The organism is Saccharopolyspora sp. SCSIO 74807 (assembly GCF_037023755.1).
GTDB lineage: Bacteria > Actinomycetota > Actinomycetes > Mycobacteriales > Pseudonocardiaceae > Saccharopolyspora_C > Saccharopolyspora_C galaxeae.
The window spans coordinates 744168-766715 of record NZ_CP146100.1 but is presented as its reverse complement, the minus strand read 5'-3'; the positions used below and the strand labels follow the sequence as shown (position 1 = coordinate 766715).

Here is a 22548-nt window from a genome sequence, read left to right as displayed (position 1 = left end):
TCATGCCCTACCGGTTGCACCGGTTGTAAAGCGTTCGAGCAGGTCGCAGGCGGCATGATCAACAAGTGCGATGTTGCGCACATCGCCGCGGGCGGTTCGTTCCGGCGGCGCAACGGCCCTGCGGTGGGGATCGTTAGGCTCGGTCCCGTGCTCACCGTCTCGACCGTGAACGTCAATGGATTGCGGGCCGCCGCCAAGAAGGGCTTCGTCGAATGGCTGGCAGGCACCGGCGCCGACGTGATCTGCCTGCAGGAGACCCGGGCGGAACCGGACCAGCTCACCGCGTCCGTCCGCGAACCCGAGGGCTGGCACACCGTGCTGGCGCCCAGTTCCGCCAAGGGCCGAAGCGGCGTGGCGGTGTATTCGCGGGCGCGGCCGGAGAGCTCCCGCGTCGGTTTCGGCAGCGCGGAATTCGACGACAGCGGCCGCTACGCCGAAGTGGAGCTGCCCGAAGTCGTGGTCGCCAGCCTGTACTTGCCCAGCGGCGAGGTCGGCACTGCGCGTCAGGACGAGAAGGAACGCTTCATGGCGGAATTCCTGCCGCACCTGGACGCGCTGCGCACCCGCGCGGCGGAAGCCGGCAAGGAAGTGCTGGTGTGCGGCGACTGGAACATCGCGCACCGCGAAGTGGACCTGAAGAACTGGAAGGCGAACCGCAAGAACGCCGGGTTCCTGCCGGAGGAGCGGGCCTGGATGGACCGCGTCTTCGACGAACTCGGCTACGTCGACGTCGTCCGCTCGCTGCACCCGGACGACCAGGGCCCGTACTCGTGGTGGTCCTACCGCGGCAAGGCGTTCGACAACGACTCCGGCTGGCGGATCGACTACCAGGCCGCCACCCCGGGCCTGGCCGCTCGCGCCTCCGAGGCGTGGGTGGAACGGGCTCCGAGCTACGACAAGCGCTGGAGCGATCACGCCCCGGTGACGGTGACCTTCGACCAGCCTTGATCAGCAGGGGAGCAGTCGCTGTACTGCGTCCAGTCGGGCGTCGGTCCGGGCGGACGGCATCGCCGAGCTGTAGGAGCGGCCACGCTCCAGGGCTTCCCGTGCAGCGTCGAACTCGCCTGCCCGTGCGTGGGATTCGGCGAGCCAGGAGAGGTAGAGGGCTACCTCCCGGGCGTGCTCAGCGGGGTACGTGGCGATAGCGGAGGACAGCAGCGGCGCCGCCTTGCCGGGTGCGCCGAGTTCGATCAGGCAGCGTCCCGCCATGACGTCGATTTCGGCTCTGTTGAGCCAGTACGTCCATTCCGGTTCGTCCGCTCCGCGCCGTTCATAGGTGTCATCCACCATGTCCAGCGTTCGCCAGGTGGCTTCGGTGTCTCCGGCCTTGGCGGATGCCCATGCGACACGTTCCAGCAAGAGCGCGCGAACCAGGGGAGTAGCTTCCTGCGCTCCCATAATCGCGCTGCGAGCGAGCAGCGCAGCGTCCGCGGGATTACCGACGTTCGCTGTTTGGTAGCTGAGGCTGGATAGGAGTTGGGCTCCCAGAACCTTGTCGTGAGCCCCATTCGCCGCTGCGACACCTGAGAGGTAGAAGCGCTCTGCCTGCCGGTATTCGCCTGCGTCACTGGCTACCCAGCCTGCTAGCTGGGCCAGCTCTCCCACTGCGGTGAACAGCCTCCGGCCGACAGGTTCTGCGAAGCTCGCCGAGCGGAGCAGGCTCTCCGCCTCGCCCAGTTCCTTGAAGATGACCGGACCTAGCTCATCGCTGCTCACCGTGTCGTCAAGGTGTCTCAGCTCCACTACGCGAGCTTCTAGCTCGCTGGCGAGTGAGTTGCCGACCTTCCGGCCCGAACGGGTGTGCACGGCCATCGGAGAGGTCGAAACAAGCCACTCGTGCGCGACACGGAGCGGGTCTCCTGGAGCAGGGCTCAGCGGCATCCCTAGTGCCTGCTCGTACGCAGCCACCACGTCGGGAACGGCTGAGCGCTTACCGGTCTCGACCATCGAGAGATGAGCCTTGGTGAAGTGCGTCCGCTCAGCCATGCGGTTCAGGCTCAGCCCTGCTGCCTCCCGCGCGGCGCGGAGATCTGCTCCAGTGCTCACGGCTCCCCCTTGTGAACCCTTGTGAACGGCTAAACCCTACCGCGCACGGCGCGCGACTCCGAAACTACTTGCAGGACGGGCCGTCGAAAGGAGTCATGCCGGAATTTGCAGGGTCCGGATCTATCTCTGATCCCGTTGAACCAACTCGAAGGCGCAGCGCGGGCGATCATCCGCGAAGCGCTGGATCCAGAAGGGTTGAGCATCCCTGAGCGCGAGCTACGAAAGCGGATTGTTGCCTTGGGGCGGCTCTATGAGTTGAAAGAGGTGAACTGAGCCTGGTCACTTTCCATGCTGACCAGCCGATCCTCCTTCAGTGCTTTCGGGAGGGAGCAAGAGGCCCCTGTCGGGCAGGGGCCTCGATCGCTCAGCTCTCGTCCACCGTTTTATTGATCTTCCGGGCGAGTTCCAGGTCGTGTTCGGTGATGCCGTCGGCGACGTGCGTCGTCGAGGTGACGGTCACGTACTTGTAGTCGTGCACCCGAATATCGGGGTGATGGTTCAGGTTGTTCACGATGAACGCGATCACGTTCACGAGCTGAATGGCACCGTTGAACCCCTTGCGCTCCCAAGTGCGCGCAATGGCGTTCCCAGCACGGCTCCAGCCTTCGATCCCGGCAAGGGCTTCGTCGACCGCGGCCGTGCTCAGCGACTCAGGCAATCCGACTCCTTAGTACGACGGTGGCGAAGACGATATCAGCTTCCGCGGCGAGCGCGCCGCGCGATCTTTCGTTGAGGTATGTCCGCGGAAGTTCCGCCGCGCAAATTCTTTAATTGAATGTCGTGGGCCGAGGTGCGCCGCAGAGGACTCCGGAGTTCTACCCGTCCGCACGGTTGTTCCGGCCGGACAGGGTTGCCATGGTTAGTGCGTGGACTTCGACGACGACGCATTGCTCGCCGAGCGCACTCCGCTGCCGGACGCCGTGGGTGGCCGGTTGCGGGAACAGCTGGTTTTCCTGGCCGAAGTGGACAAGCTAAAAGCGGTGCTGCGGCAATCGCCGCTGGCCGCGGTGGATCGGCGGGAGAACGATGCCGAGCACTCGTGGCACTTGGCGCTGATGGTGACCGTGCTCGCCGAGCACTCCGACGAGCCGATCGACGTCGGGCGGACCGTGCAGCTCGTGGTGGTGCACGACCTCATCGAGATCTACGCGGGTGACACGCCGCTCTACGACGACGCGGGCAGGGAAAGCCAGCAGCAGCGCGAAGAAGCCGCCGCGGACCGGTTGTTTGGCCTGCTGCCGTCCGACCAGGCGAAACACTTCCGCGAGCGGTGGGACGAATTCGAGGCTCGTCGCACTCCGGAGGCGCGGTTCGCCAAGGCGATGGACCGGATGCAGCCGCTGCTGCTGAACTGGCTCGCGCAGGGCGGCACCTGGCGCACTCCGGGCGTCACCGCGGACACCGTGCGCGAGCGCAAGTCGGTCATCGGCGACGCATCGGCTCCATTGTGGACAGCCGCCCGGGAGGTCATCGCCGAAGGCGAACGCCGCGGCTGGGCCGAACCCGGCGGCTGAATCCGTGCTTCGCGCCGCCGAGCCGTCGGCCACGCCAGAGCCGCGTGGACGGGCAGCTGAGTTGATCTTTGCCGGTATTGCCACTCGGGCGGGTGAGTGGTCGTTCTCACCCTGACGTCCTTCCGGGTTCACCGTATCGAGCTAAGCGTGCGCGCTCACCAGGAGCGATCAGTGACAGACGGGCTGTCAAGGGTACCCGGTGTCGGGGGGTCGCAGGGGGAAAATAGGATCTTTGCGTCGTGGCCGGTTTACGCAACGCGATCGTGGAGTTCACCCGCGATCGGTACGGTCCGCAACCGGGTTCAGAGAGTTTGTGACCCGTACGGGTTAACCGTTAAGGGAGGCAACGCTCGTGCGTAGCCGATTTGCACGCATGACCACGCGAGGACTCGTCCTCGGGATGCTGCTGGCCACCGCGGTCCTCGGCACCGCGACCGCGCAGGCGGCCGGACCGCGCCCCGCGCTCGCCCAGGACGTCAACCCGTTCGAATCGATGGCCACCCCCGTCGGCCTCGCCGCCGTCGGCTTCGGCATCGCAGGCATGGTCGCGGGAGTGCTGCGCCGCAAGAAGGTCGAAATCCAGCCGGAGAACCAGCGCAAGAGCTGAATCTGCCCGCACCCGGTCCGCCTGTCCGGGCGCGGCTTGCGAGAATCAACGGGTGAGCAGCGACGATTCCGCCACCCAGCAGACTCCGGCAGGCCAGGCGCGGCAGTCCGGCGACGCGGCGCCCGCGCGAGTGCCCCGCGTCCTGTCCGGCATCCAGCCCACCGCCGACTCGTTCCACCTCGGCAACTACCTCGGCGCACTGCGCTCCTGGGCGCGGATGCAGCACGACAGCGACGCCTTCTACTGCATCGTCGACCTGCACGCGATCACCGTCGAGCAGGATCCGGAACTGCTGCGCAAGCGCACCCGGGTGTCGGCGGCGCAGCTGCTCGCGCTGGGCATCGACCCGGAGCGCTCGACGCTGTTCGTGCAGAGCCACGTGCCCGAGCACGCGCAGCTCGGCTGGGTGCTGGAATGCCAGGCCGGGTACGGCGAAGCCGGCCGGATGACGCAGTTCAAGGACAAGGCCGCGCGGCAGGAAGCCGACCACATCAGCGTCGGGCTGTTCACCTACCCGGTGCTGCAGGCCGCGGACATCCTGCTCTACCAGGCCGACGCGGTCCCGGTCGGCGAGGACCAGCGCCAGCACCTGGAGCTGACCCGCAACCTCGCGCAGCGGTTCAACTCCCGCTTCGGCACTACCTTCACGGTGCCCGCCGCGCACATCCCGGAGGCCGCCGCGAAGATCCAGGACCTGCAGGACCCGGGCGCGAAGATGAGCAAGTCGCAGCCCAGCGGGGTCATCGACCTGCTGGAGGACCCGAAGCGCGCGGCGAAGAAGCTGCGTTCGGCGGTCACCGACAACGAGCGCGAAATCCGCTACGACCCGGAGCACAAGGCCGGCGTGAGCAACCTGATGGTGATCAACGCGGAGCTGACCGGGCGCAGCATCGGCGAACTGCAGGCCGCCTACGAGGGCAAGGGCTACGGCGACCTGAAGAAGGACACCGGCGAAGCCTTCGTCGAGTTCGTCACGCCGTTCCAGCAGCAGGTCAACGCCTACCTGGCGGATCCGTCCGAATTGGACAAGGTGCTGCGCCGCGGCGCCGAGCGGGCCCGCGAGGTGGCCGCGCGGACCCTGCGCACCACCTACGACCGCGTCGGGTTCCTGCCGCCTGCGGGCTGACGAGATCATTCGGCGGTAGCCTCTGAGCCCGTTCGGGGCAATCCCGGACAGTCCTGGGAGGTGCACTTTGCCGGATCGCAGCCAACCGGCGCGCAGCGCAGCCGAGGCGGAACCGCCCGGCAGGCTGGAACGGCTCCGCCGCAGGCACGGGTGGCTGGACCGGTTGATCCGCTCGTACGAGCGCTACCAGAGCCAGTACGGCGATTACTACGCCGCAGCGGTCACCTACTTCAGCGTGCTCGCGCTCGTTCCGCTGCTGATGATCGGGTTCGCGGTCGCCGGGTTCGTGCTCGCGGGCAACCGCGACCTGCTGGAGCAGTTGCGCCGCTCGATCACCGAGGCGGTGCCGAACCCGTCGATGAGCGGCCTGCTCAACCAGGTCGTGGAGCAGGCCATCAACCAGGCGGGCGCGGTCGGCGTGATCGGGCTGCTGGTGGCGCTGTATTCCGGGCTGGGCTGGCTGACGAACCTGCGGGAGGCGCTGACGGCCCAGTGGAGCCAGCAGTTCGAGGCGCCGCCGATGCTGCGGCGGCTCGGCTCGGACCTGCTGTCGCTGCTGTGGCTGGGGCTCGCGCTGGCGGTGTCGTTCGGGCTCAGCGCCGTCGGCGGCGGTGTCGGGCGCTGGCTGTTCTCGCTCGCCGGGATCGAGACGACGCTGGCCGCGCGGATCGTGCTCGGCGTGCTCGCGACGCTGCTGTCGCTGGCAGCGGGCTGGGTCGTGTTCACCTTGGTGCTGGCACGGCTGCCGCGCATTCCCGTGTCGATGCGCAGCGCCATGTGGGGCGGATTGTTCGCCGCGGTCGGGTTCGAGGTGCTCAAGCAGGTCGGGGTGATCTACCTGAACAGCGTCACCGGCTCGCCCGCGGCGGCCGCGTTCGGCCCGATCCTGGGGTTGCTGGTGTTCGCGAACCTGACTTCGCGGTTCATCCTGTTCGTGGCGGCGTGGACGGCTACCGCGCCGGAGAACGAGCGGGTCGCGCAGCCCGCGCCACCGCCGCCCGCGGTGATCCGGCCGATCGTGCGGGTGCACCGGCCGGGGCGCGGCGTGCTCGGCGGAGTTTTCGGGCTCGGCGCCGTCGTCGGCTGGGTGCTGCACCGCCGGAGGTGATCAGGGCGGCCCCCCGGCCTGGTTCGGGGCTAGGCCGGGCGGGCCGCGCCCCGCGCGGTCGTGGGGGACCGCGCGGGGCCGGAGCCGCCCTGCGACCGAACCCGGGGCGTGGGAACCGGTCCGGCACTCTGCTCCCCGGACCGGCTGCCCGGCGGCGCTGCCGGCGGCTCCTGCAATCGAGAATCCCGCGTCTCGCATCGCGTCGAACCCGCACGATTACCCGAGTACTACCTAGAACGACCGGGTGAGGCACCGCGCACAGCGCGCCGGGCCAGGCGCTGTCCGGGCAGCGGTCCGCGCAGGCCGCCTCGGGCGCCGCTGCGTTTCAAGCAGGACCTGGTGCCGCTCGGACCGATCCACGGCTGCGCACCGGGATCAGGGGTGTTCGTCCGAGGAGTCCGCGTTCCTGCGCGCGGCGGCCAGCTTGGCCCGGCGCTGCCGCAGCGCGAACAGCCCCGACACCGCGATCACCGCGGCCGCGAGCAGCGTCAACGGCCAGCCGAGCGTGCCGGACATCGCTCCCTGCGCCTGCGCGTCCGCGGAATCCGCACCGGCCTGCGGTTCGGGCGCGGCGTCCACGACCGAAGGCTTCGGCGGTTCGGACACCAGCCGCCCGACCGGCGCCGCGGCGGGCAGGCCGAACCCGTAGTCGAGCAGGTTCTCGGTCTGCTTGGACAACCGGACCGGCTTGTTCTCGCCGCGCATCAGCACCGCCACCAGCCGCCTGCCGCCGCGCTCGGCGGCCGCGGCGAACGTGTGCCGCGCGTCGTCGGTGAATCCGGTCTTGCCGCCCAGCGCGCCGGGGTAGTTCAACAGCACCGAGTTGTCGCTGCTCACCGGCATCGGCGGAGCACCGGGTTTACCGGGCAGCTGGATCTGCTCGGTCCCGGCGATCCGCGCGAACTCCGGGTCCTGCATCGCGGTGCGGAAGATCACCGCCAGGTCGTAGGCCGAGGTGCTCATCCCCGGTCCGTCCAATCCGGACGGACTCGCGGTGCGCGTGTCGTGCGCGCCGAGCCGGGGCGCGAGCGCGTTCATCTTGCGGACGGTCTCGTCGACACCGCCCAGCTTGACCGCCAGCGCGTGCGCCGCGTCGTTGCCGGACTGCATGATCATTCCGGAGAGCACTTGATGCACCGTGTAGGTCGTGCCGGGTTCCAGGCCGACCTTGCTGCCTTCCTGGTCTGCATCGGCTTGGGTCGCGGTGATCGTGTCGGCCAGGTCCAGCTCGCGCAGCGCCAGCAGCGCGGTGAGCACCTTGATCGTGGAGGCAGGCCGGTGCCGGGCGTGCGGATCGCGCGCCGCGAGCACCTCCCCGCTGTCCAGGTCGGCCAGCACCCACGACTGCGCGCCCACCTGGTCGACCGGCGGTGCGGCCACACCGGGCGGTGTGATCTCGGCGCACTCGGCGAGCCGTTCGCCGCCGACGGGCTCCGGGGGCACCGGCAGCGGCGGCGGACTCGGCATTCCCGGCGCGGGCACCTCGGAGGTGTCGACCGGTGCCGGCGGCTGGACCGCGTTCGGGCACGCGGGCTGGGCCGTCGCGACGGCCGGGCTCGAGCCGAGCAGGGTCAGCGCAGCGCATAGCGCGGTGCCGACGCGCAATCCGGCTTTTCCTTGCGGCACCGGCGATTCCGGTGCGGTTGGGATGGACCTGCGGACCGGGGGGAGAGTTCTCGCGGGCACCCGCCAAGGCTAGCGAAACGCGGCCTGCGCGGGATTCGTCCGTACGACTTTCGGTATCCGCCGAGACCGGGCGGGTGCGCGGTTCGGGCACCGCGCGACGAGCGGAGGCCAGGTGCGGCCGGCGACAGCGGCGGGCGGATACTGGCAGGCGTGAAGTTCTCCCGCCGTACCGCGCTGTTCCTGCTCGCCTTCGGGGTCTGGTCGTGGCTGCTGTGGCCCGCCTTCTTCCGCAACATCTGGATCAACGAGAAGTCCTGGGCGGGCGCCTCGCCCACGGCCTTCCTGTACGTGCACTTCGTGATCGCGGCGGTCTCGCTGGTGCTCGGCACGATCATCGGCGTGCTCGGCTGGCGCGCCTTCCGCGCGACCCGCAGCTGACCGGCGTCGGCACGCAGCAGTGCACAGCACCAGCCACGGGTGGACCCGACGCCGTGGCCGAATCACCACGTCCCGATGCTCCGCAGCACCTGGGAGCGCCTGCACGGGTGGAAGCGCTGGATCACCCTGAACGGCTCCGGGCACGGGTCGGCGACCGACGTGACGATGTTGGGCAACCAGTACGGCATCCACCACCCCGGAACGCCGCTGCCCGGGGCGCGTGGTGCCGAACCGGGGAACCGCTGCGTCGCCGCGTTCCTCGACCAGCAGCTGCGGCAGCTGCCTCAGCCGATCCTCGACCGCCCGACCGAGCAAAACCCCGAAGTGCTGTTCTGGCACCGGCGGTGACGGATCCGCCCGATCCGAACGCCGGTCACTTGCCGTGCGGGTCGGCGGCGTTGAGCGCGGCGACGACCTGGTCGTAATCGCCGCGCGCTTCGCCGTAGCGGAGGAACTTCACGTTCTCCACCTGGATCTCCCGGGCTTCGGGCAGGTTCTCGAGCAGCGACATGACCTCGTCGGCGAACTCGGCCAGCGGCATCGCGTGCTCGCTGTCCTGCTGGCCCGGCAGCAGTTCGGTGCGCACCGCGGGCGGTTCGATCTCCTGCAGCCGCACGCTGGTGTCGGCCAGCTGCAACCGGATCGACTCGGTGAGCATGTGGATCGCGGCCTTCGAGGCGTTGTAGCTGGGCGTCGCCGCCAGCGGGGTGAACGCCAGCCCGGACGAAACGGTGAGGATCGTGGCGTCCGGCCGGGTCCGGAGGTGCTCGATGAACTCGGCGATGAGCCGGATCGGTCCCAGCACGTTGGTGGTGATGACCTCTTCCGCCGACCCGAGGAAGGACTCGGGCCGGTGCCAGTCCTCGACGCGCATGATCCCCGCCATCGGGACGAGGACGTTCAGCTCGGGGTGGCGGGCCAGCACCTCGGCCGCAGCGGCGCGGATGCTCGCGGGGTCGGTGGTGTCGATCCGCGCGGTGTCGAGCCCGTGGTCGGCGCCGATGCGTTCGAGCAGTTCCGCACGGCGGCCGCCGACCACGACCGTGTTGCCCTTCGCCTGCAACCGCAGCGCGAGGGCCAGACCGATGCCGCTGGTGGCACCGGGGATGAAGATCGTGTTTCCGGTGATGTCCATGCCCTGAGTTTCACCGGGAAATCGGCAACGGTGCAGAGACCGGTGCTCCGGGGGACCCGCGATCCCTGGATAGGGGCGGCCGGGCGGTCCATGCTGGCGGCATGGACCGTGCAGCGCTCGCGAGCTTCCTGTTCCGCCGCCGGGAGGCGCTGCGGCCCGGCGACGTCGGCCTGCCCGACGGCGCGCGCAGGCGGACACCCGGTTTGCGCCGCGAGGAAGTGGCGTCGCTGGCCGGTATGTCCACGGATTACTACACGCGGCTGGAGCAGCGCCGCGGCCCGCACCCGAGCGCGCAGCTGCTCACCGCGTTGTCCCGCGCGCTGCGGCTCACCGCCGACGAGCGCGACCACCTGTTCCGCATCGCCGGGCAAAGCGCGCCGACGTCCATGGACGCGGCGACGCACGTCGCGCCCGCGTTGCTGCGGGTGCTCGATCGCCTGGACGACACGCCCGCGATGATCCTGTCCTGCCTCGGCGAGGCGTTGGTGCAGAACCGCATGGCCGTGGCCCTGTTCGGCGACCGCTCCGGGAACACCGGCCTCGCCCGCAGCGAGGTCTACCGGTGGTTCACCGACCCCGCGGAGCGGCTGATCTACCCGGTGGACGACCGCGACCGGCAGAGCCGCGCGCAGGTCGCCAACCTGCGCGCGGCCTACGGCGTGCTGGGCGCGAAGTCGGCGGCCGGGGAGCTGGTGCGGGCGTTGCAGCGGGAGAGCGACGAGTTCGCCGAGCTGTGGCAGCGCCACGAGGTCGCCACGCGGTTCACCGACCACAAGACGCTGCTGCATCCGGAACTCGGCCCGATCGAGCTGGACTGCCAGGTGCTGTTCACCGAGGACCGTTCGCAGGCGCTGCTGGTGCTCACCGCCGCCCCCGGCACCGAGGGCCACGCCAAGCTCGAACTGCTTTCGGTGCTCGGCCACGAACGCTTCACCGACGCCTCCCGGTGAGCACGGCCGCGCGGATCTGCCGAGCATCGGGGGCTCGACGAACTCGCTGCACACGCGCACCGTGGCCGGGAATGCGACAGCGCCCGCCCCGGAAGCCGGGACGGGCGCCGTGGTGCGTTGCCGATCAGCGGCGCCGGAACATCAGCGCGCGCTTGACCTCCTGGATCGCCTTGGTGACCTGGATGCCGCGCGGGCAGGCGTCGGTGCAGTTGAACGTGGTGCGGCAGCGCCACACCCCGTCCACGTCGTTGAGGATGTCCAGCCGTTCCTCGGCCGCCTCGTCCCGGCTGTCGAAGATGAACCGGTGCGCGTTCACGATCGCCGCGGGACCGAAGTAGGAGCCCTCGGACCAGTACACCGGGCACGACGTGGTGCAGGCCGCGCACAGGATGCACTTGGTGGTGTCGTCGAACCGCTCCCGCTCGGCGATGGACTGGGTCCGCTCCCGCGTCGGCTCGTTGCCGGAGGTGACCAGGTACGGCTTGATCGCCCGGTACGCCTCGAAGAACGGTTCCATGTCGACCAGCAGGTCCTTGTGCACCGGCAGGCCCTTGATCGGCTCGACGCTGATCGTCGTCTCGCCGCTCTTGGCGAACATGTCCTTCATCAGGACCTTGCAGGCCAGCCGGTTGACGCCGTTGATCCGCATCGCGTCGGAGCCGCACACGCCGTGCGCGCAGGAACGGCGGAACGTCAGCGATCCGTCGACGTACCACTTGATGTAGTGCAGCAGGTTCAGCACGCGGTCGGACGGCAGCGCCGGGATCCGGTAGGACTCCCAGTGCAGGTCCTCGTCGACCTCCGGGTTGAACCGCTGGATGCGGACCGTGACCATGGTCGCGCCCTCCGGGATCGGCGGGGCGTCCGAGGGCAGGTCCGCGGTCTGTTCGGTGTTCTCAACGGTTGCGGTCATCAGTACTTACGCTCCATCGGCTGGTACCGGGTCACGACGACGGGCTTGTAGTCCAGCCGGATGTCGGCCTGGAAGCCGGTCAGGCCCAGCGGCGCGTTCGGGTCCTCGGCGTCGGGCAACTGCTTGTACGACATGCTGTGCCGCATGAAGTTGGTGTCGTCGCGCGCGGTGTAGTCCTCGCGGGCGTGCCCGCCGCGGGACTCCTTGCGGGCCAGCGCGGCGTTGACCAGCGACTCCGCCAGGTCCAGCAGGAACCCGAGCTCGACGGCCTCGAGCAGGTCCGAGTTGAACCGCTTGCCCTTGTCGTGCACCGCGATCCGGCCGTAGCGCTCCTTGAGCGCCTGCACGTCGGACAACGCCTGCTTCAGCGTCTCCTCGGTGCGGTACACCGAGGCGTTCGCGTCCATCGTCTCCTGCAGCTCGGTGCGGATCTTGGCGACCCGCTCGCCGCCGTGCGCGGTGCGCAGGTGCTCGACCATGCCCTCCACGAGCTTCGCCGGGTTCTCCGGCAGCTCGACGTGCTCGTGCTCGCCCGCGTACTCGGCGGCGGCGATGCCAGCCCGGCGGCCGAACACGTTGATGTCCAGCAGCGAGTTGGTGCCCAGCCGGTTCGAGCCGTGCACCGAGACGCAGGCGCACTCACCGGCGGCGTAGAGGCCGGGGATGACGGTGTCGTTGTCCCGCAGCACCTCGCCCTCGATGTTGGTGGGGATGCCGCCCATCGCGTAGTGCGCGGTCGGGTAGACCGGCACCGGCTCCTCCAGCGGCTCCACGCCCAGGTAGGTGCGGGAGAACTCGGTGATGTCCGGCAGCTTCTGCTCCAGCACGTCCTCGCCGAGGTGCGTGACGTCGAGCAGCACGTAGTCCTTGTTCGGTCCGCAGCCGCGGCCTTCCAGCACTTCCAGCGCCATCGAGCGGGCGACGATGTCCCGCGGCGCCAGGTCCTTGATCGTCGGGGCGTAGCGCTCCATGAACCGCTCGCCGTCGACGTTGCGCAGGATGCCGCCTTCGCCGCGGACCGCCTCGGAGATGAGGATGCCGAGCCCGGCCAGGCCGGTCGGGTGGAACTGGTAGAACTCGATGTCCTCCAGCGGCAGGCCCTTGCGGTAGATGATGCCCATGCCGTCACCGGTGAGGGTGTGCGCGTTGGACGTCGTCTTGAAGACCTTGCCGAATCCGCCGGTGGCGAACACGACGGACTTCGCCTCGAACACGTGGATCTCGCCGGTGGCCAGCTCGTAGGCGACGGCGCCGGTGCAGACCTGCTCGCCGTTCTCGTCCTCGCTCATCGTGACGTCGAGGACGTAGAACTCGTTGAAGAACTCCACCCCGTGCTTGATGCAGTTCTGGTACAGCGTCTGCAGGATCATGTGGCCGGTGCGGTCCGCGGCGTAGCAGGCCCGGCGCACCGGGGACTTGCCGTGGTCGCGGGTGTGCCCGCCGAAGCGGCGCTGGTCGATCCGGCCTTCCGGGGTCCGGTTGAACGGCAGGCCCATCTTCTCCAGGTCCAGCACGGAGTCGATGGCCTCCTTGGCCATCACCTCAGCGGCGTCCTGGTCGACGAGGTAGTCGCCGCCCTTGATGGTGTCGAAGGTGTGCCACTCCCAGTTGTCCTCCTCCACGTTGGCCAGCGCGGCGCACATGCCGCCCTGCGCGGCCCCCGTGTGGGAACGGGTGGGGTAGAGCTTGGTGAGCACGGCGGTGCGGGCGCGCTGGCCCGATTCGATCGCCGCGCGCATCCCGGCGCCGCCGGCGCCGACGATGACCACGTCGTACTTGTGGTGTTGCATGGTCGCCTCCTAGGGCCGATGGCGAGGCCCAGCGGCGGGCCTCGAAGCTGCGCGGGCGGTTCTCAGCCGATGTTCGGGTCGAAGGTGAACAGCACGAACGTGCCCACACCAACGGTCAGCACGACCGAGACGTACAGCAGCATCTTCAGCCAGAAGCGGGACGCATCCTTGCGGGAGTAGTCGTTGATGACGGTCCGCAGCCCGTTGCCGCCGTGCAGCCCGGCCAGCCACAGCATCGTGAGGTCCCAGAACTGCCAGAACGGGTTCGCCCAGCGCCCGGCCACGAACGCGAAGTTGATCCGGTGCACCCCGCCGTCCAGGAACAGCATGATCAGCATGTGCCCGAGCACGAGGAACAGCAGCACGACGCCGGACAGCCGCATGAACAGCCAGCTGTAGAGCTCGAAATTGCTGCGGCGGGCGGCGGCGCGGTGCGGCGAGCGCGGCTTGTCGACCGACAGCGGTGCTTCAGTGGTGGTCATGGGTCAGCCCCCGAACAATTCCGTGACGGCGCGCGTGAGCATCGAGATGGCGGCGGGCACGATCAGCACCAGCCACAGCCCCAGCACGGTCCACAGCATCGGCTTCTGGTACTTCGGCCCGTTCGACCAGAAGTCCACCAGCATGACGCGGATGCCGTTGAAGGCGTGGAACAGCACCGCGGCCAGCAGACCCAGCTCGAACAGGATCATGATCGGGCTCTTGTACGTTTCGATGACCGTGTCGTACGCCTCGGGCGAAACCCGCACCAGAGCGGTGTCCAGGACGTGCACGAACAAGAAGAAGAAGGTGAGCACGCCCGTGATGCGGTGCGCGACCCACGACCACATGCCCAGATCGCCGCGGTAGAGGGAGCCCTTGGCACGAGGGTTGCCCTCGCGCTCGGGCGCCTCCGCCGCGGAGGCGGTGGTGCTGGCCATGGTGGAAGGCCTCCAACGTCGCTGGTGGACTTGCGGCCCGTTCGGGAACGAGGGGCGACCGGTGGAGAGTCGTCAGCATCTGCATCCGCACGCCCGTCACCGGCCACCTGAACTAGGGCCTTGGACTTCTCGGATGCTAGACCCGCGTCTCGGGCGTGGCCTACTCACCTGTGCTCTGTGTGATCGACCAGACAAAGCGGCCGGGCCGGTGGATCGATGTAGAAATCAACTCGTGACTCGCGGGCAATGCGCGGCACCCGCGTCAAGGGCCCTTCCGGAGAGCCATGTCACCACATCTGCGCTGCGCATAAGCTCACAAAAGCATTGCGGGCGGTTCGGTGTTCGCGCGGGTGCGTGCTTGTGGCGGCGGGAATGCTCCATTGTCCCGCAGCGCTCGTGAAATGCGGTATTCAGCGTGGCCGAAGGGCTTCGCCGGGATCGGGAGGTACGGATGGTGGCGGTGGATTGGGAGTGGTTGCGCGCGAAGGCCGTGGAAGCGGCGGCAACGGCGTACTGCCCCTATTCGGGATTGCAGGTGGGCGCCGCGGCGGTGTGCGACGACGGGCGCGTGGTGGCCGGGTGCAACGTGGAGAACGGCTCCTACGGCTTGACGCTGTGCGCCGAATGCACGCTGGCCGGGCAGTTGCGCCTCACCGGCGGGGGCCGGTTCGTCGCGGTGGCCTGCCGCAGCGGTGCGGGCGAGCTGCTGATGCCGTGCGGGCGTTGCAGGCAATTGCTGCACGAGCTCGGCGGGCCGGACTGCGAGGTCGACACGCCCCGCGGCATCCGCCCCATGCGCGAGGTCCTGCCGGACGCCTTCGAGCTCTGAGCATTCCGATCTCGCTTCGCGCGGCTGCAAGCGCGGGTTCCGGCGCTGATCGCCCCGGTGGGCTTGATCGGATGCGAGACTCGGGCGTCTTCGGCGACGGTGCCGGGCGACGGCGAGGAGGTCGGTGCATGGCGCACTCGGTGATCGACGTGATCCGCACCAAGCGGGACGGCGGCAGGCTCGACGACGCGCAGATCGACTGGGTGGTCGCGGCCTACACGCGGGGCGAGGTCGCCGAGGAGCAGATGTCCGCGCTGGCGATGGCGATCCTGCTGCGCGGCATGGATCGGGCGGAGACCGCGCGCTGGACCGCGGCGATGATCGCCTCCGGTGCGCGGCTGGAGCTGACCGGCCTCGCCCGGCCGACCGTGGACAAGCACTCCACCGGCGGGGTCGGCGACAAGATCACGCTGCCGTTGACGCCGCTGATCGCGGCCTGCGGGGCTGCGGTGCCGCAGCTGTCCGGGCGCGGGCTGGGGCACACCGGCGGGACGCTGGACAAGCTCGAGTCGATCCCGGGCTGGCGCGCCCGGCTGAGCGCGGACGAGATCCGTGCGCAGCTCGACGAGGTCGGTGCGGTGGTGTGCGCGGCGACCGAGGGGCTCGCCCCGGCCGATCGCAAGCTCTACGCGCTGCGCGACGTGACCGGAACCGTCGAATCGGTCCCGCTGATCGCCAGCTCGATCATGAGCAAGAAGCTCGCCGAGGGCGCGCAGTCGCTGGTGCTGGACGTCAAGTGCGGCTCCGGCGCGTTCATGAAGGACTTGGCGCAGGCCCGCGCGCTGGCCGACGAGCTGGTCGCCATCGGCACCGCGCACGGGGTGCGCACCAGTGCCGTGCTCAGCGACATGTCGGTGCCGTTGGGCTGCGCGGTCGGCAACGCGCTGGAGGTCACCGAGGCGGTCGAGGTGCTGCGCGGCGGCGGTCCGGCGGACGTGGTGGCGCTGACCCTGGCGCTGGCGCGGGAAATGCTGGCGCACGCCGGTCTGTCCGATGTGGACCCGGCGGAGGTGCTGGCTTCCGGTGCGGCGCATCGGGTCTGGCGCGCCATGATCGCCGCGCAGGGCGGGGATCCGGATGCGGAATCGCCGCGTGCCGCGCACGTCGAGACCTTCCCGGCGCCCGCCACCGGCGTCGTGTCCACATTGGATGCGTACGCGGTAGGGCTTGCGGCGTGGCGGCTGGGCGCGGGCCGCACCCGCAAGGAGGACGACGTGCAGCACGCAGCGGGCATCCGCTGCCTGGCGAAACCGGGCGACCACGTCACCGAAGGCGACCCGCTGCTCGAACTGCACACCGACACCCCGGACCGCCTCCCCGCAGCCCGCGAAGCTCTGACCGACGCCATCGCGATCACCGCGGACGCTTTCACTCCCAGCCCGCTGATCCTCGACACCGTCCGCCCCTGACCGCGCCTCGCCCGCCACCCGGAGATCCCCGAGTGAGCGGACTGTTGGTCCGACTGGATTGGCCGAACGGTCCGTTCGCTCCGCACGAAACCTCATCGGTTCAGAGCCTCAGCCGGCGCACCCGCGCATCGCCTGATCCGAGCGAAGTGGGGCGAGTGAACGGACTGTTGGTCCCAATAGATCGGTCGAACGGTCCGTTCACTCGGGGAGGAACGCGGCGCGTGCCGGGCGTGGAAACGCAGCGGGGCCGCGGTTCCCGGAGGAAACGCGGCCCCGCTGTCGCGAACGTCGTCAGGCGCTCTCGGCGGCGTAGCCCTCGTCGGAGGAGTCGTCCGAACCGAGCGCCTTGTCCTCGCGCTTGGCGCTCTTCGACCGGCCGCGCCGCTGCTGCTGCTGGCGCGGCAGCGTGGTGGGCGGCGGCGGGGACTGCTGCGCGCTGCCGCCCAGGATCAGCTCCGCGAACGTCGCCATCGCCTCGTCGAGCTGGCCGGCGTGGCGCCGCTCGGTCTCCTCGTTGGCCTGGCGCACCATCGAGTCCACCGCGTCGGAGTCCGGCCGGGACGCCAGCGAGCCGCTGATCTGCGAGAGGTTCTGCGCCAGCGTGCCGCCGAGCTCGCCGAGCCCGGTCTTGACGCCCTCTTCGACGGTCTCCAGCCGGCTGCTCACGCCCTGCTCGACCGCCTCGATCCGGCCGTGCACGTTCTCCTCGACGTTGTCCAGGCGGCTGGAGACCTTGTCCAGCCGGTCGGTGAGCTGCTCCAGCCGCTGCGCCAGGCCGTCCAGCTTCTCGGTGGGGTCCACCGCGGGCCGCTGCGCGAGCTCGTCGAGCTTGCCGCCCAGCTCGTCCCGGTTGCCGGAGACCGCCTCGGTCAGCGCGTGCTGCACGCCGCTACCGGACTCGGTGACCGCGCGCTGCAACGTCTCGCGGGTGCCGTCGAGGTGCTCGTGCACGCCCTCGTCGATCTCGGCGAACCGGCCGCGCAGGCTGGTCTCCAGGCCGTCGATGCGTTCGCGCACCGGGTCGGTGACCGCGCCGGGCAGCGACTCCAGCCGGGAGTCCTGCTTGTCCAGGTGACCGCCCAGCTCGTCCAGGCGCTTGTGGATGTGCCCGAGCTTGTCCTCCAGGCCGTCCATCCGCCCGGCGACGCCGTCGAACCGCCCGGACACGCCGTCCAGCCGGCCGTCCAGCTCGGCGAACGGCTTGGCGAGCTTGTCGAACAGGCCGTCCACGGCGGTCTTGACCTCGCCGATGACCCCGTCCTGGGCGTCGATCTTGGACAGCGCTTCGTCGACCCGCTCGGTCAGCGAGCCCAGCTCGGTGCGGTCCGGCAGTTCGGACAGCCGCTTGCGGACCGACCCCAGCGATTCCAGCGGGGACATCCGGGCGTGGATCTCGTCGAGTGCGTCGAAAATCTGTTGCTGCTCGCTCTCGCGGATTTCGGCCGCACGGGTGAGCATGTTCCGCATGCGGTCGAAGGACATGTTCTCGTTCACGGTGCGGACGTCCTTCGTCGAGGGGCAGGGGAGGACCGATCGAGCGTAGCTAGTCGATCCGCGCGTTCCCAGCCGCCCCCGGGTACTTTCCGTTATTGCGGCCGGGGTTCGCACTCCGAATGGCCTCGCGCAGTTGCTCTGTTCAGCGCAATGCGGTTGTGCGGCAATGGAGTGCCCGTACTGCGCTTGAGCTGGCCGGATGACTTTGCAGACAACGTGCGATCGGGTGGTTTTTCGCTCCGATGCGCCTGCGGACGATGCCGGTTCCGCGGTTGTAACGTGGGGTCATGTCGACACCGGTGAGCTTGGACACGATCCGCTTGGCCCCGAAAGTCCTGCTGCACGACCACCTCGACGGCGGGCTGCGACCGCAGACCGTGATCGAGCTGGCGGCCGAGGTCGGGTACGCCGACCTGCCGCACGAGGACTCCGAATCGCTCGGGAAGTGGTTCCAGGAGTCCGCGGATTCCGGCTCGCTGGAGCGGTACCTGGAGACGTTCTCGCACACCGTGGCGGTCATGCAGACCGCGGAGGCGTTGCACCGGGTGGCCGCCGAATGCGTGGAAGACCTTGCGGCCGATGGGGTGGTCTACGCGGAGATTCGCTACGCACCGGAGTTGTTCCAGGAACGCGGGCTCTCGTTGCCGGAGGTCGTGGAATCCGTGCAAGCGGGATTCCGCGAAGGGGAACGGCGTGCGGAATCGCAAGGAAAACTTGTCCGGATCGGTACCTTGCTGTGCGCGATGCGGCAGAACGCGCGCTCCGCGGAAATAGCCGAACTCGCGGTGCGCTACCGCGACACCGAGGTGGTCGGCTTCGACATCGCGGGACCGGAAGCCGGATTCCCGCCGACCCGCAACCTGGACGCCTTCGAATATTTGCGCCAGCAGAACGCGCACTTCACCATCCACGCCGGTGAGGCGTTCGGGCTCCCGTCGATCTGGGAGGCCATCCAGCACTGCGGCGCCGAACGGCTCGGCCACGGGGTGCGGATCGTGGACGACATCAAGATCGACGAGCACGGCGAGGCGCAGCTGGGCCGGCTGGCCTCCTACGTGCGGGACCGCCGGATCCCGCTGGAGATGTGCCCGTCGTCGAACCTGCAGACCGGCGCGGCGGGCTCGCTGGCCGACCACCCGATCGGCCTGCTGAGCAGGCTGCGGTTCCGGGTGACGGTGAACACCGACAACCGGTTGATGAGCCACTGCTCGATGTCCAGCGAGTTCGCCGGGCTGCACGAGACCTTCGGCTACAACTGGGCCGACATGCAGTGGTTCACGGTCAACGCGATGAAGTCGTCGTTCCTGGGCTTCGACGACCGGCTGGCGGTCATCAACGACGCGATCAAGCCGGGCTACGCCACGCTCATGGGCTGATCCGCCGCCGCGCACGGGCCATTCCCCGCGCCAGGCTGCAACGGAGTGAGCGGGCCGTTCGCCCCGCTGGACGGGTCGAGCGGTCCGCTCGCTCGGAACGGCGCGCGCCGCGCGGACTCCGCCGACACGCGCGGGCACCGCTGCGTCCGCACTGCTGGGGCGGAGCGAACGGACCGCTGGTATCCACCCGTCGCCGGGTTCAGTGCTTGCGCAGGCGCTGGTCCTCGAACTGGGCGACCAGTTCGCGCCAGGCGGCGACCTCCGCGTCGAACGGCGGGCTCGGCGGCAGCCGGTTCGGGCTCGGCCGCAGCACGAACGAGACCAGCCAGCCCAGCCGCTCGGACGGCTGCAGCGCCTCGTCCACGGTCTTGTCCCCGGCCCAGGCGGCCGCGTCCAGCAGCAGTTCCTCGGCCAGGTCCAGCTGGTTCGGCTCCACTTCGGACGGGCCTGCGGCGAGGTCGGCGTCCAGCCCGGTCAGCACGTAGGTGTTGTCCGGGTCGACCTCGACCTCCAGCTCACCCGCGTTGGCCCGCTGCGTGACCTGCGGCCAGGTCGCGACCTGCGCGAGGTCGTTGTCCGCCAGCGCCTCGCCTTCGGCCAGGTGCCGGGCGAGCGCGCGCGGCGAGGAGAACACGTCGATGCGCCCGTCGGAACCGAGGAACACCGGGTCGTCGTCGAGGTAGCAGCGCAGCGAGTAGAACTCGCCCGCGGAGGTCACGATCCGGATCGGGTCGATGCCGATCTCGTTCCAGAACGTGGGTTCGGCGTCCTCCACGGTGTCCACATCGGACTCTTCGCCGGTGGCGGGTTCCTCGTTGTCGTCGTCGCTGTCCAGCGCCTCGGCGAGTTCGGCCTCGGCGGTGGCGACCGCGTCAGCGGGCACCTCCGGAGTGGTCACCACCCCGTCCAGCGCGTCGAGCACCTCGTCCCAGCGCTCGGCGACCACCTTGCACACCTGCGCCCAGCGCTTCTGCCCGTCCTTGCCGGTGAACACCAGGGTGCCCTGGTCGAGCAGGTCGAAGCCCTCGGCGGCGTCGAGCACCTCGTGCACCGCGTCCAGCTCGCACACGTCGGCCAGCGAGCGGGCGATCTCGACGATGTCGTGCAGCTCGTTGATCGTCCAGGTGTCCGGGGTGTCCGCGACCAGCTCCGGCACGCCGACCAGGTCGAACTGGTGATCTTCGTCCGGGTTCAGCTCCACCGCCGAGAGGGCGGGCACCACGTGCCACGCCGGGTGGTCGTCGAGGTCGTGCTCGCGGGCGGTGCGCACGAACGCAGCGAGTCTCGAGGCGTCCGGGAACGCGTAGAGGGCCTCCTCGTAGCCGAGGAACGCCTCCCAGTCCTCACCGTCCTCGCGCCAGCGCGGAGCCCACAGGGTGACCAGGTCGCCCTGCGGCAGCCCCAGTTCGATGGGGACGATGTCCTGCGCCATCTTTCTACCTCCGGTGGCCGAACCAGACGTCGCCGAAGCCTACGGGGTGACCGACTCAGGCTTGCTCGCTGGTCGGGTTGCCCACGGTACCGATCCTGTCGAACCGCGCCGCAACCGATTTCCCCTCGCGAGAAGCACCTGGCAGCAGCGCCTCACGGTTGGCGGTACCGGCACCGCCGCGCCGCGTCGATCATGGAGCGAATGGATGTCACGGAGCTGTGGACGAGAATCGTGCTTTGGTTGGGTGAGCACGCACCGGTGACCGCAGCGGCCCTGCTCCCGCCCTACCCGCCGCCGGATTTCAGCGAGCTGGAACGGGAATTCGAGATCGGGTTGCCCGCGGACCTGCGGGAGTGGTGGTCCTGCTGCGGAGGCACCGACGGTGACGTCCTCGCCGACGTGCTGCCGCCGTTCTACACGCCGTACGGCGCGCAGCAGGCGTTGGAAGTGTGGAGCGCGCACCGCAAGACGTGGGCGGCGCAGTGGGAACGACCGGCCTGCGACTACTACGCGGGTTCGCCGGGGTCGAGCTACCACCCGGCGTGGATCCCCATCGCAGGCGACGGCTTCTCCGACGAGCTGGTCGTGGACCTGCGCCCCGGGCCGATGCGCGGGTGCGTGCTGGAGTGGGAGCAGGAGGCCGGTCAGGTGCAACGGCCGGAATGGCGCGACGTGGCGGCCATGCTCGGCGACGTGAACCGGGCGCTGACCGAAGGCGCACCGGCGGGTCACAGCCACCCCACCGTCACCGAGGACGGCAGGCTGGACTGGCAGATCCGCTGAACAGCCCGGTCACCACCCGTCGGGGAGGTGGAACCAGCCGAGTCCCGAGCCCGCCGAGCCGTGCTGCCGGACTCGGCACCGATGACCTGGTCAGATGCCGATCGGATGCCAGACCGTTTTGAGCTCGGTGCAGGCGCGGAGGCGGTCGATGCCCGGCGGGGCCGTCCAGTCCGGCTCCGCGCCGTGCGGGGAGCGGACCGGCAGCACGCGCTTGATCGTGCCCGCCGCCGCGGCTTCGAGTTCGGCGCGCAGTTGCGGCGGTGCGCCGGTCGGGTCGAGCGCGTTCACGTCCGCGTGCGTGGCCAGCCACCGCGCCGGCTCGGCGGCGTGGCCGGTGAGCAGGTTGACCGCTCCGGGCGGTACGTCCGAGGTCGCGAGCACTTCGGACAGCGCGACCGCGGGCAGCGGCCGCTCGGCGGCGGCGACCACCACGCAGGTGTTGCCCGCGGCCAGCGCCGGAGCGAGCACGCTCACCAGGCCGAGCAGCGCGGACTCCTGCGGTGCGAGCACCGCAACCACACCGGTCGGTTCCGGAACGCTGAACGAGAAGTAGGGGCCTGCCACCGGATTCACGGACCCGAGCGCGGTGGCGATCTTGTCGGTCCAGCCCGCGAACCACACCACGCGGTCGATCGCGGTGTCCACGAGCGACGCCGCTGCGGCCGGGCCGACGCCTTCGGCGGCCGCGACCTCGGCGCGGAACTGGTCCCGCCTGCCCTCCATCACTTCGGCGATGCGGAACAGCACCTGGCCGCGGTTGTACGCGGTCGCGCCGGACCAGCCCGGGAAAGCCTTGCGCGCGGCGGAAACCGCGTCCCGCGCGTCCTTGCGGGACGCTTCGGCGACGTTGCCGAGGAACGCGCCCGAAGCGTCGTGCACCGGCCGCACGCGCCCCGATTCGGAACGGGGGAAGGCGCCGCCGATGTAGAGCTTGCAGGTCTTGGCGACGGCCAGCCGGGCGGGTGCGGCGGACCCGGTGCCGCTCGACGGTCCGGTGTTCTCCGCGTCCCCGGAGTTGCCCGTGAGGTCGGGATCCGCGCCGGATTCGGGGG

General features: G+C 69.7%; 24 protein-coding genes. 13 read left to right on the top strand and 11 right to left on the bottom strand.

Features of this window, described 5'->3' with window-relative positions; genetic code table 11:
* Positions 1–147 precede the first annotated feature (147 nt).
* Complete coding sequence (locus V1457_RS03455; RefSeq protein ID WP_338604798.1) at positions 148–948, top strand: exodeoxyribonuclease III; 801 nt, start codon at positions 148–150, stop codon at positions 946–948.
* Here the strand turns inward: V1457_RS03455 and V1457_RS03450 are convergent, their stop codons facing one another.
* On the bottom strand, positions 949–2046 hold the full coding sequence (locus V1457_RS03450) for a helix-turn-helix transcriptional regulator (protein ID WP_338600104.1): 1098 nt from the start codon (positions 2044–2046) through the stop codon (positions 949–951).
* A gap of 135 nt (positions 2047–2181) precedes the next feature.
* Between V1457_RS03450 and V1457_RS03445 the strand changes: the two genes are divergently transcribed.
* On the top strand, positions 2182–2319 hold the full coding sequence (locus tag V1457_RS03445) for a hypothetical protein (RefSeq protein WP_200068579.1): 138 nt from the start codon (positions 2182–2184) through the stop codon (positions 2317–2319).
* Between the two features lie 91 nt (positions 2320–2410).
* On the opposite strand, the gene V1457_RS03440 is transcribed toward V1457_RS03445, so the two are convergent.
* A complete protein-coding gene (locus tag V1457_RS03440; RefSeq protein ID WP_200068580.1) occupies positions 2411–2704 on the bottom strand; it encodes a 4a-hydroxytetrahydrobiopterin dehydratase in 294 nt (97 codons plus the stop codon).
* Between the two features lie 208 nt (positions 2705–2912).
* Here V1457_RS03440 and V1457_RS03435 point away from each other — a divergent pair, with 208 nt between their 5' ends.
* From V1457_RS03435 to V1457_RS03420, 4 genes are all read left to right on the top strand, one after another.
* Entirely contained in the window at positions 2913–3560 is a 648-nt protein-coding gene (locus V1457_RS03435) for an HD domain-containing protein (RefSeq protein ID WP_338600096.1), read from the top strand.
* Between the two features lie 373 nt (positions 3561–3933).
* A complete protein-coding gene (locus V1457_RS03430) occupies positions 3934–4167 on the top strand; it encodes a hypothetical protein (RefSeq protein WP_200068582.1) in 234 nt (77 codons plus the stop codon).
* A gap of 130 nt (positions 4168–4297) precedes the next feature.
* Complete coding sequence (trpS, locus tag V1457_RS03425; protein ID WP_200068728.1) at positions 4298–5293, top strand: tryptophan--tRNA ligase; 996 nt, start codon at positions 4298–4300, stop codon at positions 5291–5293.
* Between the two features lie 67 nt (positions 5294–5360).
* Positions 5361–6401 carry a YhjD/YihY/BrkB family envelope integrity protein gene (locus V1457_RS03420; protein WP_338600092.1) on the top strand — a complete coding sequence of 347 codons (1041 nt, stop codon included), beginning with the start codon at positions 5361–5363 and terminating at the stop codon, positions 6399–6401.
* Between the two features lie 375 nt (positions 6402–6776).
* On the opposite strand, the gene V1457_RS03415 is transcribed toward V1457_RS03420, so the two are convergent.
* The gene (locus tag V1457_RS03415) at positions 6777–8006 is read right to left on the bottom strand and encodes a D-alanyl-D-alanine carboxypeptidase family protein (protein WP_338600089.1); all 1230 of its coding nucleotides are present in this window, start codon (positions 8004–8006) and stop codon (positions 6777–6779) included.
* 231 nt (positions 8007–8237) lie between these two features.
* Here V1457_RS03415 and V1457_RS03410 point away from each other — a divergent pair, with 231 nt between their 5' ends.
* Positions 8238–8465, top strand: coding sequence for an SCO4848 family membrane protein (locus V1457_RS03410; RefSeq protein WP_200068585.1), 228 nt, complete (start codon positions 8238–8240; stop codon positions 8463–8465).
* Between the two features lie 75 nt (positions 8466–8540).
* Positions 8541–8813, top strand: a complete 273-nt coding sequence (locus tag V1457_RS03405) for a hypothetical protein (RefSeq protein WP_338600086.1) — start codon at positions 8541–8543, stop codon at positions 8811–8813.
* A gap of 25 nt (positions 8814–8838) precedes the next feature.
* On the opposite strand, the gene V1457_RS03400 is transcribed toward V1457_RS03405, so the two are convergent.
* The gene (locus V1457_RS03400; protein ID WP_200068587.1) at positions 8839–9600 is read right to left on the bottom strand and encodes an SDR family oxidoreductase; all 762 of its coding nucleotides are present in this window, start codon (positions 9598–9600) and stop codon (positions 8839–8841) included.
* 101 nt (positions 9601–9701) lie between these two features.
* Between V1457_RS03400 and V1457_RS03395 the strand changes: the two genes are divergently transcribed.
* Entirely contained in the window at positions 9702–10550 is an 849-nt protein-coding gene (locus tag V1457_RS03395; RefSeq protein WP_338600082.1) for a helix-turn-helix transcriptional regulator, read from the top strand.
* 124 nt (positions 10551–10674) lie between these two features.
* Here the strand turns inward: V1457_RS03395 and V1457_RS03390 are convergent, their stop codons facing one another.
* The 4 genes from V1457_RS03390 to sdhC form a co-directional block, all read right to left on the bottom strand.
* The gene (locus V1457_RS03390; RefSeq protein WP_200068589.1) at positions 10675–11463 is read right to left on the bottom strand and encodes a succinate dehydrogenase iron-sulfur subunit; all 789 of its coding nucleotides are present in this window, start codon (positions 11461–11463) and stop codon (positions 10675–10677) included.
* Complete coding sequence (sdhA, locus tag V1457_RS03385) at positions 11463–13253, bottom strand: succinate dehydrogenase flavoprotein subunit (protein WP_200068590.1); 1791 nt, start codon at positions 13251–13253, stop codon at positions 11463–11465. Before sdhA ends, V1457_RS03390 begins: the two co-directional genes overlap by 1 nt.
* 62 nt (positions 13254–13315) lie before the next feature.
* The gene (locus tag V1457_RS03380; protein ID WP_200068591.1) at positions 13316–13735 is read right to left on the bottom strand and encodes a succinate dehydrogenase hydrophobic membrane anchor subunit; all 420 of its coding nucleotides are present in this window, start codon (positions 13733–13735) and stop codon (positions 13316–13318) included.
* Positions 13736–13738: 3 nt separating this feature from the next.
* Positions 13739–14173 (bottom strand): succinate dehydrogenase, cytochrome b556 subunit, encoded by a 435-nt coding sequence (gene sdhC / locus V1457_RS03375; protein WP_200068592.1) that lies wholly within the window; start codon positions 14171–14173, stop codon positions 13739–13741.
* A 451-nt stretch (positions 14174–14624) separates the two neighbouring features.
* On the opposite strand from sdhC, the gene V1457_RS03370 reads away from it, so the two are divergent.
* Positions 14625–15002 (top strand): cytidine deaminase, encoded by a 378-nt coding sequence (locus V1457_RS03370; RefSeq protein ID WP_338600074.1) that lies wholly within the window; start codon positions 14625–14627, stop codon positions 15000–15002.
* A gap of 128 nt (positions 15003–15130) precedes the next feature.
* Complete coding sequence (locus V1457_RS03365) at positions 15131–16411, top strand: thymidine phosphorylase (RefSeq protein ID WP_338600071.1); 1281 nt, start codon at positions 15131–15133, stop codon at positions 16409–16411.
* 291 nt (positions 16412–16702) lie between these two features.
* On the opposite strand, the gene V1457_RS03360 is transcribed toward V1457_RS03365, so the two are convergent.
* Positions 16703–17905 (bottom strand): apolipoprotein A1/A4/E family protein, encoded by a 1203-nt coding sequence (locus tag V1457_RS03360; protein ID WP_200068594.1) that lies wholly within the window; start codon positions 17903–17905, stop codon positions 16703–16705.
* A gap of 287 nt (positions 17906–18192) precedes the next feature.
* Here V1457_RS03360 and V1457_RS03355 point away from each other — a divergent pair, with 287 nt between their 5' ends.
* A complete protein-coding gene (locus tag V1457_RS03355) occupies positions 18193–19281 on the top strand; it encodes an adenosine deaminase (RefSeq protein ID WP_200068595.1) in 1089 nt (362 codons plus the stop codon).
* Between the two features lie 199 nt (positions 19282–19480).
* Here V1457_RS03355 and V1457_RS03350 read toward each other — a convergent pair whose 3' ends face one another.
* Positions 19481–20713 carry a primosomal protein gene (locus V1457_RS03350; protein WP_200068596.1) on the bottom strand — a complete coding sequence of 411 codons (1233 nt, stop codon included), beginning with the start codon at positions 20711–20713 and terminating at the stop codon, positions 19481–19483.
* A gap of 201 nt (positions 20714–20914) precedes the next feature.
* Between V1457_RS03350 and V1457_RS03345 the strand changes: the two genes are divergently transcribed.
* Entirely contained in the window at positions 20915–21496 is a 582-nt protein-coding gene (locus tag V1457_RS03345; protein ID WP_200068597.1) for an SMI1/KNR4 family protein, read from the top strand.
* Positions 21497–21586: 90 nt separating this feature from the next.
* Here V1457_RS03345 and V1457_RS03340 read toward each other — a convergent pair whose 3' ends face one another.
* Positions 21587–22450 (bottom strand): aldehyde dehydrogenase family protein, encoded by an 864-nt coding sequence (locus V1457_RS03340; protein WP_338604794.1) that lies wholly within the window; start codon positions 22448–22450, stop codon positions 21587–21589.
* Positions 22451–22548 lie beyond the last annotated feature (98 nt).